The organism is Carnobacterium maltaromaticum DSM 20342 (genome assembly GCF_000744945.1).
Taxonomy (GTDB): domain Bacteria; phylum Bacillota; class Bacilli; order Lactobacillales; family Carnobacteriaceae; genus Carnobacterium; species Carnobacterium maltaromaticum.
Genome location: NZ_JQMX01000005.1, coordinates 14,199 through 33,847, shown reverse-complemented (window position 1 = coordinate 33,847; position 19,649 = coordinate 14,199). Strand labels below are relative to the sequence as shown.

Here is a 19,649-nt window from a genome sequence, read left to right as displayed (position 1 = left end):
TGGAGGGGACATAATGGTCCTATTAGAAAATGAATACCTTTTAGTAGAGATAGCTACAAAAGGAGCAGAACTTCAAAAAATATACAATAAAAAAGAAGGCTTTGATTATCTGTGGGGTGGAGATCCTAATGTTTGGTCTAGCCATGCACCAAATTTATTTCCCATCATCGGTCGTTTGAACGAACATAAACACATAAAAAATAGTAAAACATATGAATTACCACAACATGGTTTTGTAAAGATATCAGAATTAGAAGTGACGGAAAAAACGGATACAAAAGCAACCTTCACTTTAAGAGCAAACAAAGAAACGAAGGCGATTTATCCATATGAGTTTGTATACTCGGTTACTTACACATTAACGGACAATAAATTGGAAACAGCATATAAGGTGGAAAATCATTCTGAAGAAATGATGCCGTTCTCAGTAGGGGGCCATCCAGGCTTTAACGTGCCGATGAATGGTGAAGGGACGTATGAAGACTACACAATCACAATAAATCCCCAAAAAAATGTGGAATTTTTCGAAATTGGTCCAGCGCCATTCCGAAAGGGTGGCAAAAAACCATTCGCAGCAATGAAAAATGGGGCATTACCAATGAGCCATGAAGTATTTCGTGAGGGTCTTATCATCATTGATGAAGCAGACATTGAGACCGTCACATTGACGTCATCAAAAGGCAAGCATGGCGTTAGCGTGCATATGACTGATTTCCCCTACCTATGCCTATGGACAAAAGAAACAATAGATGCTCCGTTTGTTTGTATCGAGCCATTCTACGGATTACCTGATATTGCGGGTGAAATCGGATCACTAGAAGAGAAAGATGGCATGATTTGTTTGCAAAAAAGCAGGGAAAAAATCCTGAAATTTACAATTGAAATGTTTTGATGCGAAACACTAATAAAAACAGCTTTTTTATCATGCCGGCAAACAAAAAGGAACGAATAGAGAATCAAAAAGAAAAATAAAACAAAAAAAAGAACAAAAAAGATTGATTATATGTTTTGTTCTGTTTATAATAGGGGCATGAGGAAATAAAAACGCTTCCCGAAAAATGATTTGCAAATTTCCAAACTGTCTTCGTAAGTTCATTAAAATATTTTTAGTAAGGAGAAATTAATATGGCTATTATATTGGGTGCAGATTTAGCGGGTAAGGAATTGAAATCAATTATTAAAAACTATCTTGTGGAAAATAATTATGAGGTAGTCGATGTTAGTGGAAATTCAGCTAGTGATTTCATTGAAACCACATTAGCAGTAGCACGAGAAGTTAAAAAAGATGACGACAACTTAGGTATTGTAATTGACGCTTATGGCGCAGGTAGTTTTATGGTAGCAACAAAAATCACAGGTATGATTGCAGCTCAAGTTTCAGATGAGCGCTCTGCTTATATGACTAGGGGACACAATAATGCCCGAATGATTACGATGGGGAGTGAAATAGTAGGGGTTACGCTTGCAAAAAATATCGTAAAAGGATTCGTTACAGGAAAATACGAAGGTGGAAGACATCAAATTCGCGTTGATATGCTAAATAAAATGGGTTAATTAAAGAAAGGTAGATGAAAATGAAAATTGCTATTGGTTGTGACCACATTGTAACGGACACAAAAATGGAAGTATCAAGTTTTTTGAAATCGCTGGGTCATGAAGTTCTTGATTTTGGAACATATGATTTTTATCGTACTCACTATCCTATCTTTGGGAAAAAAGTGGGGGAGGCTGTAGCAAGCGGGGAAGCAGATTTAGGTGTTTGTATTTGCGGAACGGGTGTTGGTATTAACAATGCAGTTAATAAAGTACCGGGAGTTCGATCTGCTCTTGTTCGTGACATGACTACAGCGCTGTATGCTAAAAAAGAATTGAATGCAAATGTGATTGGTTTCGGTGGGAAAATAACAGGTGAGCTACTTATGTGTGACATCATCGAGGCTTTTATCAATGCAGAGTATCAAGAGACAGAAGAAAATAAAGAATTAATTGCAAAAATAGCTCATGTTGAAAGCGTAAATAAAGATCAAATGGATCCTCATTTCTTTGATGAATTTTTAGTGAAATGGGATAACGGTGAATATCATGACTAGGGGAGAAGCAAGATGATTTTATCGATAACTATGAATCCTTCAGTCGATATTGCTTACCAAATAAAAGATTTCCATCTCGATTCCGTTAATCGTGTTGAAGAGACATACAAAACACCTGGTGGTAAAGGTTTGAATGTGACTAGAGTTTTATCGCAATTAAATGAAGCGGTTGTTGCGAGCGGTTTAATTGGAGGTAAATTGGGTGAGTTTATTGAAAATGAACTTGATAAGACTGATATTAAACATTCATTCTACAAAATTACTGGCGACACAAGAAACTGTATTGCGATCCTCCATGATGGACATCAAACTGAGGTTTTGGAGCAAGGACCTGTGATCACAGAAGCTGAGGCAGAAGGATTTCTAAATCATTTCGAGCAACTACTAACGCAAGTCAAAGCAGTCGCTATTTCAGGTAGTTTGCCGAAAGGAATTGCGTCAACTTACTATTCTCAAATGATTGGAATTTGCAATAGGCATAACAAGCCAGTCGTGCTTGATTGCTCAGGAGAGGCTATGCTTGAGGTGTTAAGAGGCAGCGGTAAGCCAACCGTCATTAAGCCAAATACAGAAGAATTATCACAGATATTGAACAAAGAGATTACCGATGATGTTGATAGCTTAAAAGCAGCACTGTCCCAAGATATTTTTACAGGTATCGAATGGATTGTCGTATCACTCGGTTCTAAAGGTGCCTTCGCCAAACACCAAAACACTTTCTATCAAGTGACGATCCCTAAAATTTCTGTCGTAAATCCTGTGGGCTCAGGTGATTCAACTGTGGCCGGAATTGTATCAGCCTTGGTAAATGATGAAGCGGATGATTCCTTACTGAAGAAAGCAAATACGTTGGGCATGCTGAATGCCCAAGAGAAACTTACTGGACATGTAAACTTAGATAATTTTGAGAAGTTATATGATAAAATAAAAGTAGAAGAGGTATAAAAAATGATAAACACCGAAAATAAAAAAGAATATTTAAAACGTTTAAGCGATGATAAAGGCATCATTTCAGCATTGGCATTTGATCAACGTGGTGCTTTGAAAAAAATGATGGCTGCACATCAAACGGAAGAGCCAACTGTTGGGGATATGGAAAAATTGAAAACGCTTGTCTCAGAAGAACTAACAAAATATTCATCATCTATTCTTCTGGATCCTGAATATGGCTTGCCTGCTGCTGATGCTCGTGATAAGAATTCAGGTCTTCTGCTAGCATATGAAAAAACTGGATACGATGCAAATACAGAAGGACGATTACCAGATTGCCTAGTTGAATGGTCAGTTAAACGTATTAAAGAAAGAGGCGCAGATGCTGTTAAATTCCTTCTTTACTATGATGTTGATTCTTCAGATTATATTAATACTCAAAAACTAGCATATATGGAGCGTATAGGTTCGGAATGTGTGGCTGAAGATATTCCATTCTTCCTGGAGATTTTAACATATGATGAGAATGTTACGGATAACAGTAGCACAGAGTTCGCTAAAATTAAACCAAGAAAAGTTATCGAAGCAATGAAAGTATTCTCAGATGATAGATACAATGTAGACGTTCTAAAAGTTGAAGTTCCAGTGAATATGAATTATGTAGAAGGATATTCAGATGGAGAAGTTGTTTATACTAAAGAAGAAGCAGCTAACTTTTTTAAAGAACAAGAAGCAGCATCACATCTTCCATATATTTATTTAAGTGCAGGCGTTAGTGCGGAATTGTTCCAAGAAACACTTCGTTTTGCTCACGATGCGGGTGCTAAATTTAATGGTGTCTTATGTGGTCGTGCAACATGGGCGGGTGTAGTTCCAGTTTATATCAAAGAAGGTGAGCAAGCTGCGCGTGAATGGTTGCGCACGACTGGCTTTAATAATATCGATACACTAAACAAAGTTCTTGAAACGACAGCAACATCTTGGACAGAAAAAATCTGAACAAATTGGAGGGAATGTAATGAACAGGGAAGAAGCTACTTTATTAGGGTTTGAAATTGTTGCCTATGCAGGTGAAGCGCGATCATACCTTTTGGAGGCTTTAAAAGCAGCGGAAAAAGGTGATTATGATAAAGCCGAAGCATTATGCGAAGAAGCAAATACCAGCATCAAAGAGGCTCATAAAGCTCAGACAAGTTTGCTTACTATGGAAGCTTCAGGTGATGATATTGAATACAGCGTTACGATGATGCATGGACAGGATCACTTGATGACAACATTGCTGCTTAGAGATTTGATGAAACATTTGATTGAATTGTATAAAAGAGAGAGCAACTAATTATGATGAATGCATTGATTACACAAATTGAAAAAGCTAAACCTTTTTTTGAGAAAGTATCCCGTAATATCTATCTACGCGCAATACGTGATGGCTTTATCTCAGCGATGCCTGTTGTTCTGTTTTCAAGTATTTTCCTATTGATTGCCTATGTTCCTAATATCTTCGGTTTCTCATGGAGTGCATCGACTGAAGCTTTGATTATGAAACCATACGGATATACAATGGGGATTTTAGGCGTTTTGGTTGCCGGCACAACTGCGAAGTCTTTAACGGATTCCTTCAACAGAAAGCTGGAAAGCACCAATCAAATTAACTTCCTTTCCACTATGCTGGCTTCCATATCCGGTTTCTTACTCCTTGCTGCGGATGCAGTTGAGGGCGGTGGATTTGCAAACGGATTCTTAGGAACAAAAGGACTATTGACAGCGTTTCTTGCAGCGTTCATTACTGTGAACATCTATAATATCACTGTGAAAAATAATGTGACAATCCGGATGCCGGAAGAAGTACCACCAAACATTTCACAAGTATTTAAAGATATTATTCCTTTTACCTTAGTGATAGTCGTTCTTTATGGTTTGGATATAGTGACCAGGAACATTATGGGCACGAATGTGGCTGAGTCTATCATTAAGTTATTCGAGCCCCTGTTCACAGCGGCTGATGGTTACTTGGGTATTACAATCATATTTGGTGCCTATGCACTATTCTGGTTTGTCGGTATACATGGGCCATCTATCGTTGAACCTGCTATTGCAGCGATTACTTATGCGAATATTGAAACAAATTTCCAACTTTTACAAGCTGGACAGCATGCAGATAAGATTCTGACATCCGGAACACAGATGTTTATCGTTACAATGGGTGGTACAGGTGCAACGCTGGTTGTTCCGTTCATGTTCATGTGGTTATCAAAATCAAAACGGAATAAGGCGATCGGCAGAGCGTCAGTTGTACCAACTTTCTTTGGGGTTAATGAACCCATCTTATTTGGAGCACCTATCGTTTTAAATCCAGTATTTTTTGTGCCTTTTATTTTTGCACCGATTGCCAACGTCTGGATTTTCAAATTCTTCGTTGATGTTCTTGGGATGAACAGCTTTAGCGTGAATTTGCCTTGGACAACACCAGGTCCTTTAGGGATCGTTATCGGAACAGGATTCGGGCTGATGTCACTTGTTCTTGCTCTTACATTGATTGTAGTGGACGTAGTGATTTACTACCCATTCTTTAAAGTCTACGATGCACAAATTCTTGAAGAAGAAAAAGCTGGTGTATCATCTACGGATAGTTTGAAAGAAAAAGTTGAAGGCAGCTTTGACACTAAAAAAGCCAAAGCGGTCCTTGCAAGTGTTGATGCGAACGAGAATGATCCGAAAGTTTTTGAAAATAAAATAATAGAAGCTAAAAATGTTCTTGTCCTTTGTGCCGGCGGTGGAACAAGTGGCCTTCTTGCTAATGCTTTAAATAAAGCTGCGGCTGAATATGGGGCTCCTGTAAAAGCAGCAGCAGGCAGCTATGGTGCTCACATGGATATCTTGAAAGACTATGATTTAGTCATTCTAGCACCTCAAGTGGCTTCGAATTACGAAGATATCAAACAGGATACTGATAGATTGGGCGTTAAACTTGCTAAAACGCAAGGAGGTCAATACATTAAATTGACCCGTGATGGCCAAGGGGCTCTTGCATTTGTTCAAGAACAATTCGAAGACTAGACGGGAGGTTATAATATGAAGAAGTTACCAAAAGATTTTATTTTCGGCGGCGCAACAGCAGCCTATCAAGCTGAAGGGGCGACGCAAACAGATGGCAAAGGCCGTGTAGCTTGGGATACTTATCTTGAAGAAAACTATTGGTATACAGCAGAGCCAGCCAGTGATTTTTATCATCGTTATCCTGTGGATCTGGAACTTAGTGAAAAATTTGGTGTAAATGGCATTCGAATTTCCATAGCATGGTCACGTATTTTTCCGACTGGTTTTGGTGAAGTAAATCCTAAAGGCGTTGAATACTATCATAATCTCTTTTCAGAATGTCATAAACGTCATGTAGAACCTTTTGTCACGCTGCATCATTTTGATACTCCTGAAGTGTTGCATTCAGATGGAGACTTCTTAAATCGTAAAAACATTGACTATTTTGTTAATTACGCTGAATTCTGTTTTAAAGAATTTTCAGAAGTTAACTATTGGACTACGTTCAACGAAATAGGCCCGATAGGTGATGGTCAGTACTTAGTGGGTAAATTCCCACCAGGGATTAAGTATGATTTTGAAAAATTATTCCAATCCCATCATAATATGATGCTTGCACATGCAAGAGCTGTCAAGCTTTATAAGGATAATGGATATTCAGGAGAAATTGGTGTCGTTCATGCACTTCCAACAAAGTACCCTTATGATCCATCTAATCCAGGTGATGTTCGAGCAGCAGAATTGGAAGACATTATTCACAATAAATTTATTCTTGATGCCACTTACTTGGGTAGGTACTCTCAAAAAACGATGGAGGGTGTCAATCATATTCTCTCCGTAAATGGTGGCAAGTTAGACCTTCGTGAAGAAGATTTTGAAATGCTTGAAGCAGCTAAGGATTTAAATGATTTTCTAGGTATTAATTATTACATGAGCGATTGGATGCGTGCCTTTGATGGTGAATCAGAAATTACGCATAATTCAACCGGAGCTAAAGGCGGATCTAAATATCAGCTAAAAGGTGTCGGAAGAAGAGAGTTTGACGTAGATGTTCCACGAACTGATTGGGACTGGATGATCTATCCACAAGGCTTATATGATCAAATGATGCGGGTCAAAAATGATTATCCTAATTATAAAAAAATCTATGTTACTGAAAATGGCTTAGGTTATAAAGATGAATTCGTAGATGGTACAGTCAAGGATGATGCACGTATCGATTATGTTAAAAAGCATTTAGAGATCATTTCAGATGCAATAACAGCAGGTGTGAACGTGAAAGGTTATTTCATATGGTCATTGATGGATGTTTTCTCATGGTCAAATGGCTATGAGAAACGCTATGGATTATTCTATGTGGATTTTGAAACACAGGAACGTTATCCGAAGAAAAGTGCATACTGGTATAAGAAGTTGGCAGAAACTCAGATAATCGAATAGTACGTTTATTCATAAATATAAAACAAGAGAGCTATATGAAAATATACCTCTCTTGTTTTTTTGTCGTATTGTCCGGTACCACGGGTTTCAACCCTTCAACGAACCTTCATCTCCGTTGCAACCTGGATTCCCGCCAACACATAACTATGCAGGCGGGGTGATGCCTAGTGCTTCGTAAATTTGTTTTTGCTTTGTAAGAACCTCACCGACCCTAAGGTCGTAGCCTGGATACTCAAAACATTCTATAATATCAAGTTTATCCAAGGCAGACTGAATCGTATAGTTTTGATAAAGTTCTGCTTCATGCATGTGTTTTTTGAGATAAGATAAATATATGAGCGCGACAAATGCAACGAAGAGTTTTCCGTCAAGGCTTTTCTCAGATGACACCAATAGGCGGCGAAGATTTAAGCGGTCTTTAATATTACCAAAGGCTTTCTCGATGAGATCTTTGTTTCTGTATAATTCCAGTGCGGCCATGGCATCCATCTTTTCGTTGGATATCAAAGTGAAGTAGCCATAATAACGTTTTGTCGCCTTCACTGCATCTTCTATAACAGTAACCTGTAAGCCACGAATCGGAGTTTCTTTAATTTGGAAATACTGCTTGTAGAATCGCTCATGTTTCGCAACACGTTTGCCACTCAGAATCTCCTTCCGCATAGCCATAAGTTTACGATCGAAGTTGGTTTCATCTTCAGCAAACTTATCGATGTTGAAGTAAATGTGTAAATAAACCCGCTTTTTATCTGTGAGAACATCCTTCTTGTAGGGGCGTTCTTGCTTATATTCCCATTCTGAAAGGACAGTCTTGGAATACAATTCATGCTGCTCATCGAAGTTCTCGAAAGAACGGAAGTTGTCATAAACGGTATCGATTGCTTTGCGTGCAAAGCAATTGCTTGTCTGAATCGCAACAATGAATTTCAAGTGCTCCTTAAGAAGGCCGTTGACATTCGCCTCGCTATAAAATCCACGGTCCATGACCAGTTTCACTTTATCAAAGCCGAGAACTGCAAAATCCGCTAGAAGATTTTGAACAGTCCGCACATCCGGAATGTTGCCGGCTAGCTTTCGATAATAGAAAGGAAGACCGGATTTTTCACCGAATACGAGTGCCAAGTTAATCTGAGGCAGTCTATCGTCTTCCTTGTTTTTGTCATATTGAGCTTGGCGAAGCGTTTGGGAATAACTGGACACTGAGGTAGTATCATAAGCCCAGTATTCATCTCCGGAGCGTCGTTTCTCCTGAAGCATAAAGAACTTTGTTCTTTCTTCTTCAGAAATATCTGAAAAAAGTTCACTGCTGCGCTGTGAAGAAATATTTTTATCATAGGGATGCTTATGAAGTGTGCTCCATTTTTCAAAACGAAAAAGCGGGGATTCAGATTCAAGAATCATATAGTAAGCAATGGATTGGATTTGTTTGTAGCTAGCGGGAAAGCATTGCTTAAGATCTTCTGTTAGACCCAGTTTTTTACCAATCTCATCCAGTAGATATGTGGTACCGTAAAACCTGCGGCTAGCTATTTCGATAGGTACCGGTCCTGGTTTCCTTGTTTCCTTGAGTTAGCAGCTTCCGGATCCTCCTTGTGTTTTCTGCCACGACCATCGGTCGGAATGATTTCTCCTGTATTAGAATCACGCTTACCGATCAGTGTGCGTTTCGCCCGGGGTTGTTTCTTTTCCTTATCCCAATAGGATATGGATTCGTAAACATAGGTAATGCCACTTCGTTTATCAAACTGGTTTATAATAGCCATTCTGCCGCCTCCTAGTTATGTATAGTATAACACATAACTAGGTTTATGTAATGGCGAGAGTGTTTAAAACCTATTAATATCAATGGTTTCAGCTTTTTTTTGTTAAATCATAGTTAGGTGTTTCGGGAATGCAGGTTGTTAAGAATACAGTTTTAATATAACCATTTTGAATATTTTTAAATTATTCCCCGACTTGTCCATCCCCATCTCGGTCATCCATATGCGGATATAACCAATGATTACTATAAATCGGCATGGCGTAACCCGCGTTTTTCGCTTCTTGGATTGTGCCTTGCCCATTTCCGTTCGTATCTACAGCAGATACGCCTCCTCCGGCAGTTTCGGTGGGCGCAGCGGCTGCTATTCCGGAACTGTCAGGAGGTGAGCTAGCCTCTCCTGTTAGCCCTTGTGCTGCATTGTATTCATCTGGGTTAACATTTTGGAATTCATCTACTACTTGGTACCCATTAATTGTATACGTGTATTTATAAGAAATTGGAATGTGGGTAGTCGTGTTTGGGTAGGTAATGATCGCCTCAAAATTAGTGGCACCACCTGCTTGTACAATGTTTCGTTCCATATAAGCCTGGTCCCCGTGACGATTCAGCACACTGTCTTGTGGCGTAATATTATAGGCATTAGCCACACCTCCTAAGGAATCGGCAATGACATGTCCTTCGTCGAGATTTGCGTTCTCTGTCCCCGGCACTTTTGCTTCATCATCATAATAGCGTCCTTCAGAATTGACTGGTTCAGTGGCATTATCTTGCAAAATAATTTCTGCTGCAACAACCCGAACCAATTGTCCATATTCATTTGTATAGGCCCAATATTCCCTGTCACCAAACCCGATATCAACGACAACGTTTGCTGCACGATATCCTGACAATTCCCCTCCATAGACTTCGATTAATGCATAGCCATCATGAGATACAGTTAATTGGGGTTCGACACTTTCAGAATACGTTGAGGAATCGGTTGATTCTGAAGGAAATTCCTCGGTTTCTTTACTTTCTTTCGTATCGGTAGCCACGGAAGCGACTGCAACGCTAGATTCGATCGACCTGGACGCCATTATTTCTTCTGTTACTGCTTCTGTTGGTGTACAAGCACTGAGAAACATCATACTGCTCATAGCCCACAATAACTTTCTTCCTTTTATCATGCGATTCACTCCCTTTTTAAATTTGAAATTAAAAAGAATCCTATCTTAATAGGATTCCAGATACGGACTGTATAGAAGAGCATATGCCGATAGCATAGTGTTTAATAAATTTTTTATGCATTTGATATTGCAATTAAGCGTTTTTAATTAATTATTTGTACCCACTTGGAATATTTGTCTTTCGTCTCTTGAGGCACTTTACTATCTGTAATTAAATAATCGATATCTCTTAAGTCGTAAAATTGATAAAAATCCATTTTGTCGAATTTTTCAAAGTCTGCAATGACATATTTTTTACGAGAGTTCTTTAAAATGGAACGCTGGATAACACCCTCATCTTCATTTGCATTGTATAGAGAATACTCATTTAAAGCATTAACCCCTATAAATGATTTTTCTACATTAATAGTAGAAATAAAATCATTTGCTATTGTGCCGGTGAATGAGCCTGTTTTAGAGCGATAGGCTCCACCCGTTAATATCAATTCGTATCTTTCATCGTATTTGAACTTGTCAAAGACGTATATTGAATTTGTAATAATTTTCGCATGATTTAAAGCTAGATAATCATAAACCAATTCAATTGTAGAACCCGATCCTAGAAATACTGTTTCGTTATCATGGATATTTGAGGCGATCAATTGAGCGATTTCATTCTTTTCATCCGGATTAATTTCTCTTTTTGTTTGATGACTCAACTCTAGAAATGGTAAAGTTTGATTTTCAGTTTTACGAGCCCCTCCGTGTGTCCTTATAAGAAGGTTCTCGTCCTCTAGTTCTTGTAAATCTCTTCGAATAGTCATATCTGTTACGTTGAGTGTTTCGACTAAATCGGAAACTTTCACGGCATTTTTTTCATCTAATAGTTGCAAAATCATTCTGTGACGACGCTCTTTAATCATTCCTGTACCTCCAATCGACTTTACAGTGATAAACAAACAATTAAATGTTTGAATCGAACCTCAAAATACTGTCCAAACCTTGATTTGACGGGTTTTGCATTTGTTCCTAGTTAGGTGTCTCCGGGAATCCAGGATACAACTATGAGGCAAGGATGTCAACTGTTTAAAGTAATTATGTTAAATAGATGTTTAGCCTTGACAAACATATGAAAACGGTTTATATTCCTGTCTTTGACACTTGTAGAAGGAAAAAAGCCGAGAAAATGCTGCTATTACAGCTTTTCCGGCTTTTTTATTTTGTTAAAAAGTGCGTACCTTTTTCGTGGTTTTGGTCATTTTAAAAATTTTTTTCATTTTTTTTGTAGGTAGAATCTGATAGTCTGTTCGGAAGCCAAAGGCTTCGTGTAGGGAATCTGTGAAATCTGTTCTAGTATAGGCCGGAATGAATCCCTCGCCACGGAGTTCCATGAAGTTCATTTCCCTTAGTTTTGTGATGGTCTCTTGGCAAGTAAACTTTTCTCCCATTTTTTTCTCCAACACCCTCACTACCATAAGTGAGATGAAACAAGTCATAAAATGAGCAATAATGCGATCGTCACGACTCAGATAGACGGGTCTGGACCTCAGTTCACTTTTCATGATGCGAAAGCTTTCCTCGATTTCCCAACGCCTGTGGTTAATGGCTATAATTTCCTCAGCGGAACTTGCTAGATTCGTACATACAGCGTAAAAGCCATCATACCGAGCTTCTTTATTGATTACATCTTGATTTAAGGAGAAAGCAACCTTTTCTGCTTTCTCACCATCAGAGGTGTAGGGGAGTTGCTCGATAAACCGTTTGTAGTCGTTCTGGTTGGCTTTCTTGAATTTTTGAGGAGCGGTATCAATTAATTTCTGTGCGCGCTCCACCTGACGATTGCGAATCTGCTCCTGATAAATGCGGTATTTCAGAGAATAAGTGACAATCAGTCTTTGTTCTAGACCATCTTCATTGATCCATCGCTCTTTATAAAAGTTCTTGTTCCGGTCTTCTTTCGAATCATAAGAAAGTTTCCTCACATCATAGCCATCTTCAGGGGATTCGTATTGGCCAGCTAGCCGCCAACCTTTCGGGTCCAACGCCCAATCCTTCAGATGGGCTTTCAGTTTTTTGACGGATTGAACAGTTATGAAGCCTCGGTTTCCTAGATTGTTATACTTGCGGTTAGCTGTCGATGCCAATCCTGCGTCTGTACAAACTATGAATTGAGATAATTCAAAATCTGAAAGGATCTTCTTCTCCAAGGGTTTCAAGGTTGTCTGCTCGTTCGTATTCCCCTTCTGAATTGAGAATGCCAGTGGCATGCCGTTTCCATCCATGAAAAGCCCCATTTGCACAATCGGATTGGGCCGATGCTCCTTCGACAAGCCGTATTGTTTTAACCCCTCCTCCTGTTCGATTTCGAAAAAGAAATTTGTACAGTCGTAGAAGAGGACGCGCGTATTCCGAGGAAGAATAGCCAGACTATTTTTATAGAGTTGGGCCTGAATCCAATCGAATTCCTTTGCCAGCACTTCCAGCGCTCGATATACATGCTGCAGTTCAAAAGAGGGTCGCTCCAGAAATTTTTGGGATAGTTCATGAGTAGCCCTCTTGGAAGCGGGATAAATGATTCGGCCGTAAATCAGATAGGAGAGGATGCTATTTAGATCAAAGCTGAACTTGTGCCGGTCGCTGATTGTTTGGCAAATCTTGTCTAACTTTAAATCATAATAAATATCCTGGAGGAACAGGTAGCCACCATTGAATAGACAAGGATGATTTTTTTCGATTTGTTTGATAGGGGATAAGGGAGCGAGGATTTCTCGCTGGTTTTCTTTTTCCTTCGCAGTAAGCTCCGACACATACGTTTTTGCCCATGCATAAGGATCTTGCCCATCCAGTTTTTCACGGAGTTCCTTTTCAGTGCCGAGCTTCTCTACCGTGATGGTTCGTTCCTTTCCGTTCTCATAGATGGTTTTGGTAACGTAGAAGGAGGCAGCGTTTTTAGATTTTGAAACTTTCAACCGCATAAGAACAGCCCCTTTTTATTTTCATTATAACAAATCACGCTAAGTCACGCAAAATACAACCGATAAATTTGACAAAAAAAATAAGCCCTCTCGGGCTTTCCGGATGCTTTTTCGATTCGTAAGTGTCAAACGCCCGTGTTTCGACTAAATCGGAAACTTTCACGGCATTTTTTTCATCTAATAGTTGCAAAATCATTCTGTGACGACGCTCTTTAATCATTCCTGTACCTCCAATCGACTTTACAGTGATAAACAAACAATTAAATGTTTGAATCGAACATAAGCTGTTTGAGGTTATAATACAACCTGTATTCCCGGATAGTCGTAACTAGGTCGGATAAAACCTTGATATAAAAGCATTTCTCCCTAGTTATGCGTTTAACACATAACTAGGTGAATCGAACCTCAAAATACTGTCCAAACCTTGATTTGACGGGTTTTGCATTTGTTCCTAGTTAGGTGTCTCCGGGAATCCAGGATACAACTATGAGGCAAGGATGTCAACTGTTTAAAGTAATTATGTTAAATAGATGTTTAGCCTTGACAAACATATGAAAACGGTTTATATTGTTTGTAACGAACATTAAACAAACAAAACGAATAGATGTGGGGAGATGTATATAATAGACAAAGAACAAGTAGCAAGGATTGGTTTTGAAATTGTCGCGTATTCAGGAGAAGCAAGATCAAATTTCATAGAAGCAATTCAAAAAGTTAAAAATGGAGAAAGTAAAGAAGAAGTCAAACAATTAATTGAAGAAGGAAATGCTAGTCTAAACTTAGCCCATAATAGCCAAACTCAATTGTTAGCAAAAGAAGCAGGCGGAGAAGAAGTTGAATTGGGATTCATCTTTGTACACGGTCAAGATCATTTAATGACGACAATTTTGTTAAAAGATATCTTAGAGTTTTTAATGGATATCTATAAACCTTAAATAATCCATAGTTTTTCTAATAACATTTTAAAATAAAGGAGAATGTAAAATGGTTGAACGGAATAATTTCCCGGATGGTTTTCTTTTTGGAAGTGCGGCAGCAGCATATCATTTTGAAGGAGCATGGGATAGAGATGGTAAAGGACCGGCAGTTGCTGATGTAGTGCCTAATGGTACAAGACAAGGGCGTACAAAGCATCCGGAACCAGGAAATTTGAAGCATCGAGCAATAGAGTTTTATGACAGATATAAAGAAGATGTTGCTCTTTTTGCAGAGTTAGGATTGAAGGCATTTCGTACATCGATTGCATGGACTAGAATCTATCCAAATGGAATTGAAGAAGAGCCGAACGAAGCAGGTTTGCAATTTTATGATGATTTATTCGATGAATTATTATCTTACGGAATTGAGCCAATCGTAACAATTACTCATTCTGGAGAAATACCTCTCTATTTAGCGGATCATTACAATGGCTTTGCGAATAAAAAGGTCATTGAATACTACAAAAAATATGTTCGTACGATTATTGAGAGGTATCACCATAAAGTTAAATATTGGTTGACCTTTAATGAGGTGAATATATCTGATAAGATGCCTCTTTTCTCAGCAGGAGTAACTCAAGATCCGAGTACAATGGATGAATCGCTTCATTTCCAGGTATTTCATAATAGATTTGTAGCGAATTCAGAAGCAATTAAGATTGCTAAAGAAATTAATCCTGAATTGCAGTTAGGTTGTACGACAACGATTGGACCGATTTATCCATTAACGCCTAAACCTGAAGATGCTCTACAAGCCTTTTTCGAGACGCGTGAGATGTTATTCTTTACGGATGTTCATGCTTTTGGAGAATATCCTGACTATAAAATTAAAGAAGTAAAAGAAAAGAATTTACAATTAGATATTACAAAAGAAGAGCTACAACTCATTAAAGATCACACAGTAGACTTTGTAGCTTATAGCTATTACAACAGTGGAGTAGCTAGACACGATTATGAAGATATTTCAGATAAAGACGTTAATGTTATCAGTGGTTTACGAAATCCAGAACTTGAAGAAAACGAATGGGGATGGAAAATTGATCCGATTGGATTAAGACATATTCTAAATATCGTTCACGATCGTTATCACTTACCACAAATGATTGTTGAAAATGGTTTTTCTAAGATTGAGGAACCAGAAGAAGATGAAAATGGAGAGTTAACGGTTATTGACGATTATAGAATCGACAGTTTACGTGACTATCTATTAGAGTTGAATAAAGCTATTGGTGATGGTGCAGAGGTTATTGCGTATACTAATTGGGCTGTAATGGACTTTGTTAGTGGATCAACTGGAAAAATGGAAAAACGATGGGGGTTTATTTTTGTTGATTATTATGATGATATGACGGGAACCATGAAACGGTATAAAAAGAAGAGTTTTGATTGGTATCGTAAAGTTATAGAATCAAATGGGGATTATTTATTTAATAAAGAAATCATTCATAGTGAGGATGAACAATTATGAATAGTTTAATAGCACAAATAGAAAAAGCACAACCTTTTTTTGAAAAATATCTAGAAATAAATATTTAAGAGCTATTAAAGATGGTTTTACAGCAGCAATGCCTGTAATATTATTTTCCAGTTTATTTATGTTAGTTGCGAATCTTCCAGAAGTATTTGGTTATCATTGGAGTGAAGCGACTAAAGCATGGATAATGAAACCTTATAGTTACACAATGGGGATTGCCGGTTTGCTCGTAGCGAGTAATACATCAAAAGCTTTAACCGATTCTTTCAATGGAGACTTACCTAATAAACATAAATTAAATAGTACTTCCATTTCCATGGGAGCTATATCAGGTTTTTTAATATTATCAGTAGATCAAATAGAAAATGGTTTTGCAACGAAATTTATGGGTACTTCTGGATTAATAACTTCATTCGTAGCAGCTATACTAACAGTACACATTTATAAATTTTTTGTAACAAGAGAAATAATTATAACTATGCCGGAAGAGGTTCCACCCAACATATCTCAAGCATTTGCAGATATAGCACCTTTTGCCGCGACAATTTCCGTCACATTGTTAGTGGATTTTGTAATCAGATCTACCTTTGGAACAAGTTTTGCAGAATGGCTTATTGGTATTTTCCAACCATTATTCACTGCTTCTGATGGGTATCTAGGATTAGCGATTATAGCAGGAGCTATGTCTTTCTTCTGGTTTATTGGTATTCATGGTCCATCTATAGTGAGACCAGCAACATCTGCTGTAGAATATTTAAATATTGATATAAATATTCAAACGTATTTAGCAGGAGGAAGAGCCACAAAATTATTAACTGATCCAGCAAGAGCTTTTGTCATGACATTAGGAGGAACGGGAGCGACTTTTGTAGTTCCGTATTTATTTATGTTTTTTTCCAAATCTAAAAGAAACAAAGCTGTAGGAAAAGCAACATTTATTCCAAGTACATTTGCAGTTAATGAACCTATTTTATTTGGAGCACCAATAGTACTTAATCCTGTGTTCTTTATTCCATTTATTTTAGCACCGATAATAAATATTTGGATATTCAAAATATTTGTTGAGGTCCTTGGAATGACAGCTTTTATGTTCGTTTTACCATGGACAATACCAGGACCAATTGGTATTCCGATTGCTGCCGGTTTTCATCCACTTTCTTTTGTATTAGCGTTAGTTTTGATTGTAGTGGATGCACTGATTTATTTTCCTTTCTTTAAAGTATATGATAATCAAGTGTATGAAGACGAACTAGCCGCTGAAACCAACAAAGATGAAAACAAAGCGATAGATGTACAAGAGGAAAATACGGTACCCAATACCCCTGAGATTTCGGATGATGTAGTGCCTACGACTAATATTGTTTTAGATGATAAGAAACACGTACTAGTACTTTGTGCAGGCGGAGGAACCAGTGGGCTATTAAGCAATGCTTTAAACAAGGCTTCAGAAAAATATGATGCCCCCTTAGAAGCTACTGCGGGTAGTTATGGATCCCATAATGATATATTAAAGGATTATGATTTGGTTATTTTAGCGCCTCAAGTTGCATCAAATTATGAAACCATAAAGAAAGATACGGATAAACTCGGCATTAAACTAATAAAAACAAAAGGTCAAGAATATATATCGCTAACAAACGATCCAAAAAAAGCCATGGATTTTGTACTAGATAAATTTTAAAAAGACCAATGTGAAAACAATAATAACATTTCCAAACGAAAAGAGTATAGGTGAGCGAAACACCTCTGAAATGTGGTATTGAAATGGGTGCAAATAAAAATACACTACTAAATTTCAATAACACAACATTTTTATAGTATAGGAGTTTTAAAATGATTTTAACTGTAACAATGAATCCATCGATTGATGTGTCCTACCCATTGGAACAACTAAACATCGATACTGTGAATCGTCTCAGCAAGGTTTCAAAAACGGCTGGTGGAAAAGGCTTAAATCCTGGATTCCCGGAGACACCTAACTAGGAACAAATGCAAAACCCGTCAAATCAAGGTTTGGACAGTATTTTGAGGTTCGATTCACCTAGTTATGTGTTAAACGCATAACTAGGGAGAAATGCTTTTATATCAAGGTTTTATCCGACCTAGTTACGACTATCCGGGAATACAGGTTAAATGTATCAAGAGTATTGGCTCAACTAGGAGCGCCCATTACAGCGACAGGTGTCATCGGTGGACATTATGGAAATTACTTAACAGAGCAACTTGATAAAGACGACATTCACCATAATTTTTCAAAAATAGCTGGGGAAACGAGAAGCTGTATTGCCATTTTACACGAAGGCCAACAAACTGAAATGTTAGAATCAGGCCCCCAAGTATCAAAAGAAGAACAAGCTAACTATATAGCAAACTTCGAAAAAATATTATCAGATGCGAACTATGTGACCATTTCAGGCAGCTTGCCTAAAGGTATTCATCACGATTTTTATTCAGTATTAACTGAAAAAGCAACTCTGGCTAATGCAAGAGTTTTGTTAGATACTTCAGGTGCCACTTTGAAAAGGAGTATCGAAAGTGACTACAAACCCTTTCTAATCAAACCAAACGAAACTGAGATCGCGGACTTAATTGGAAAAGAAATTAAGTCAGAACCAACACTGGTTGAAGCTTTAGAAGATGAAAAATTCGATGGCATTGAATGGATTGTTGTAACTTTAGGAGCAGATGGTGCTTTAGTTAAGAATAAAAATAATTACTACCGTGTCGAGATTCCAACAATTGATGTAAAAAACCCAGTTGGTTCTGGAGATTCAACGATCGCTGGTTTGGCATACTCTTTATATAAAAATGAAACCCCTGAAGTTGTTATAAAAACTGGGATGGTTACTGGTATGCTTAACACACAAGAAGAAAAAACGGGATATATTAATGTAGATAATTTCGAAGCATTATTCGAACAAGTGAAAATTATAAAAATTAAATAATTCTATTTAGTACCCAAGAGGAAGATAAATCTTTTTCTTGGTTTTTTTCTATCAATCAATTTAAAATTCTTGATGGAAACATTTTATAATGCAATTGAAGATGAAGAAGGGATAGGAATTACGGTATTTTTTATATAGGCTTAAATAAGTCTATAAGATGATTTTTGTTCTATTCGTCCTTATTGAATCGAAGTTTTATGGCTTGTATTAGTAAGTCAAAGTTTTCGTCGTCAAGACCAGCGAAGCTATCACATATATCGGCGTTGTAGTGTCCGTTGTATAAGTTAAACGCCGCCATAACTAATTTGCGTGAACTGCTGCTTAAGTCCACCTCGTCGTTTTCCAGGGATTCCGGTTTAATAGAGTGTTCTTTAAAGTCATAAAAGTGCGTCACTTTTCTGAATAAGTCGTCAGTTGAGAAGATAAGAAGTAAAGCTTTGCGCTCGACGTCGGTCTCTGCAGTCTTGTCCTTAATAAGTAGCTCTGTGTAATTGTCCGTGTACATATTTCCCCCTCGATTCCATTCGATTTTTAAAATAAGAAATACTCTTCAAATTGTACAATTATATTTAATTATAACGTATAAGTATAGAATTATGGTGGATTTCGAAAATAATACAGACTCAAAATTTAATGAGCATTGATAAAAAAATTCCCTTAGTGTCCCGTTAACACAAAAAGAGGCCTAAGCCTCTTTTTGTGTTAATGATAGCGTTGTTTATGGTCAGATAGAATCGCTCCTGCCTGACTTTTTGTTTTTTTATTATTACTAGTAGCCAAGTCTTTTCCGGCTTCGCTTACTTTACGAGGAATTTTTTTACAGTTTTTCTCTCCCATAATCTTATCACCTCACTTTGCTCTATTTACAGAAGAAA

At 37.7% G+C, this 19,649-nt stretch carries 19 protein-coding genes and 2 pseudogenes; 13 read left to right on the top strand and 8 right to left on the bottom strand.

The genetic code is table 11. The features are described from left to right. Window positions 1-13: 13 nt before the first annotated feature. The 8 genes from BR77_RS17750 (at window position 14) to lacG (ending at window position 7,496) form a co-directional block, all read left to right on the top strand. The gene (locus BR77_RS17750) at window positions 14-892 is read left to right on the top strand and encodes an aldose 1-epimerase family protein (protein ID WP_010051915.1); all 879 of its coding nucleotides are present in this window, start codon (window positions 14-16) and stop codon (window positions 890-892) included. Between the two features lie 233 nt (window positions 893-1,125). Next, window positions 1,126-1,554: a galactose-6-phosphate isomerase subunit LacA gene (gene lacA, locus BR77_RS17745; protein WP_010051916.1), complete on the top strand. Its 429-nt coding sequence runs from the start codon at window positions 1,126-1,128 to the stop codon at window positions 1,552-1,554. Between the two features lie 20 nt (window positions 1,555-1,574). Continuing rightward, window positions 1,575-2,090, top strand: coding sequence for a galactose-6-phosphate isomerase subunit LacB (gene lacB, locus BR77_RS17740; protein WP_010051917.1), 516 nt, complete (start codon window positions 1,575-1,577; stop codon window positions 2,088-2,090). 12 nt (window positions 2,091-2,102) lie between these two features. Beyond that, complete coding sequence (gene lacC, locus BR77_RS17735) at window positions 2,103-3,035, top strand: tagatose-6-phosphate kinase (protein ID WP_010051918.1); 933 nt, start codon at window positions 2,103-2,105, stop codon at window positions 3,033-3,035. A 3-nt stretch (window positions 3,036-3,038) separates the two neighbouring features. Beyond that, the gene (gene lacD / locus BR77_RS17730) at window positions 3,039-4,019 is read left to right on the top strand and encodes a tagatose-bisphosphate aldolase (protein ID WP_010051920.1); all 981 of its coding nucleotides are present in this window, start codon (window positions 3,039-3,041) and stop codon (window positions 4,017-4,019) included. A 19-nt stretch (window positions 4,020-4,038) separates the two neighbouring features. Next, the gene (locus tag BR77_RS17725; protein WP_010051921.1) at window positions 4,039-4,356 is read left to right on the top strand and encodes a PTS lactose/cellobiose transporter subunit IIA; all 318 of its coding nucleotides are present in this window, start codon (window positions 4,039-4,041) and stop codon (window positions 4,354-4,356) included. A 5-nt stretch (window positions 4,357-4,361) separates the two neighbouring features. Continuing rightward, on the top strand, window positions 4,362-6,077 hold the full coding sequence (locus BR77_RS17720) for a lactose-specific PTS transporter subunit EIIC (RefSeq protein WP_010051922.1): 1,716 nt from the start codon (window positions 4,362-4,364) through the stop codon (window positions 6,075-6,077). A 15-nt stretch (window positions 6,078-6,092) separates the two neighbouring features. Continuing rightward, the gene (lacG, locus tag BR77_RS17715; RefSeq protein WP_010051923.1) at window positions 6,093-7,496 is read left to right on the top strand and encodes a 6-phospho-beta-galactosidase; all 1,404 of its coding nucleotides are present in this window, start codon (window positions 6,093-6,095) and stop codon (window positions 7,494-7,496) included. Window positions 7,497-7,640: 144 nt separating this feature from the next. On the opposite strand, the gene BR77_RS17710 is transcribed toward lacG, so the two are convergent. From BR77_RS17710 to BR77_RS19640, 6 genes are all read right to left on the bottom strand, one after another. Beyond that, window positions 7,641-8,969 carry an IS1634 family transposase gene (locus BR77_RS17710; RefSeq protein ID WP_420919914.1) on the bottom strand — a complete coding sequence of 443 codons (1,329 nt, stop codon included), beginning with the start codon at window positions 8,967-8,969 and terminating at the stop codon, window positions 7,641-7,643. A 53-nt stretch (window positions 8,970-9,022) separates the two neighbouring features. Then, window positions 9,023-9,259, bottom strand: coding sequence for a hypothetical protein (locus BR77_RS19645; RefSeq protein ID WP_233638330.1), 237 nt, complete (start codon window positions 9,257-9,259; stop codon window positions 9,023-9,025). 181 nt (window positions 9,260-9,440) lie between these two features. Then, window positions 9,441-10,424: a DNA/RNA non-specific endonuclease gene (locus BR77_RS17705; protein ID WP_010051924.1), complete on the bottom strand. Its 984-nt coding sequence runs from the start codon at window positions 10,422-10,424 to the stop codon at window positions 9,441-9,443. A 143-nt stretch (window positions 10,425-10,567) separates the two neighbouring features. Then, window positions 10,568-11,326, bottom strand: coding sequence for a DeoR/GlpR family DNA-binding transcription regulator (locus BR77_RS17700; RefSeq protein ID WP_010051925.1), 759 nt, complete (start codon window positions 11,324-11,326; stop codon window positions 10,568-10,570). Window positions 11,327-11,626: 300 nt separating this feature from the next. Next, the gene (locus BR77_RS17695) at window positions 11,627-13,378 is read right to left on the bottom strand and encodes an IS1634 family transposase (RefSeq protein WP_010051926.1); all 1,752 of its coding nucleotides are present in this window, start codon (window positions 13,376-13,378) and stop codon (window positions 11,627-11,629) included. A gap of 34 nt (window positions 13,379-13,412) precedes the next feature. Continuing rightward, on the bottom strand, window positions 13,413-13,598 hold the full coding sequence (locus BR77_RS19640; protein WP_010051928.1) for a hypothetical protein: 186 nt from the start codon (window positions 13,596-13,598) through the stop codon (window positions 13,413-13,415). Between the two features lie 403 nt (window positions 13,599-14,001). Here BR77_RS19640 and BR77_RS17685 point away from each other — a divergent pair, with 403 nt between their 5' ends. The 5 genes and pseudogenes from BR77_RS17685 to BR77_RS17670 all read left to right on the top strand — a co-directional run bounded on the left by BR77_RS17685 (window position 14,002) and on the right by BR77_RS17670 (window position 18,774). Next, window positions 14,002-14,313 carry a PTS sugar transporter subunit IIA gene (locus BR77_RS17685; RefSeq protein WP_029451375.1) on the top strand — a complete coding sequence of 104 codons (312 nt, stop codon included), beginning with the start codon at window positions 14,002-14,004 and terminating at the stop codon, window positions 14,311-14,313. A gap of 49 nt (window positions 14,314-14,362) precedes the next feature. Further along, window positions 14,363-15,823: a glycoside hydrolase family 1 protein gene (locus BR77_RS17680; RefSeq protein ID WP_010051933.1), complete on the top strand. Its 1,461-nt coding sequence runs from the start codon at window positions 14,363-14,365 to the stop codon at window positions 15,821-15,823. Beyond that, window positions 15,820-17,510 (top strand): annotated as a pseudogene (locus tag BR77_RS17675) (PTS lactose transporter subunit IIBC). The gene BR77_RS17680 and the pseudogene BR77_RS17675 overlap by 4 nt, the downstream one beginning before the upstream one ends. A 152-nt stretch (window positions 17,511-17,662) precedes the next feature. After that, window positions 17,663-17,779 (top strand): annotated as a pseudogene (locus BR77_RS19280) (tagatose-6-phosphate kinase); the annotation flags it as partial. 110 nt (window positions 17,780-17,889) lie between these two features. After that, window positions 17,890-18,774, top strand: coding sequence for a hexose kinase (locus BR77_RS17670; RefSeq protein ID WP_080732586.1), 885 nt, complete (start codon window positions 17,890-17,892; stop codon window positions 18,772-18,774). 169 nt (window positions 18,775-18,943) lie between these two features. Here BR77_RS17670 and BR77_RS19750 read toward each other — a convergent pair whose 3' ends face one another. Together BR77_RS19750 and BR77_RS19635 are read right to left on the bottom strand one after the other, a co-directional pair. Beyond that, window positions 18,944-19,279, bottom strand: a complete 336-nt coding sequence (locus BR77_RS19750; RefSeq protein ID WP_051926841.1) for a DUF6075 family protein — start codon at window positions 19,277-19,279, stop codon at window positions 18,944-18,946. A gap of 197 nt (window positions 19,280-19,476) precedes the next feature. After that, complete coding sequence (locus tag BR77_RS19635) at window positions 19,477-19,611, bottom strand: hypothetical protein (RefSeq protein ID WP_257613397.1); 135 nt, start codon at window positions 19,609-19,611, stop codon at window positions 19,477-19,479. Window positions 19,612-19,649 lie beyond the last annotated feature (38 nt).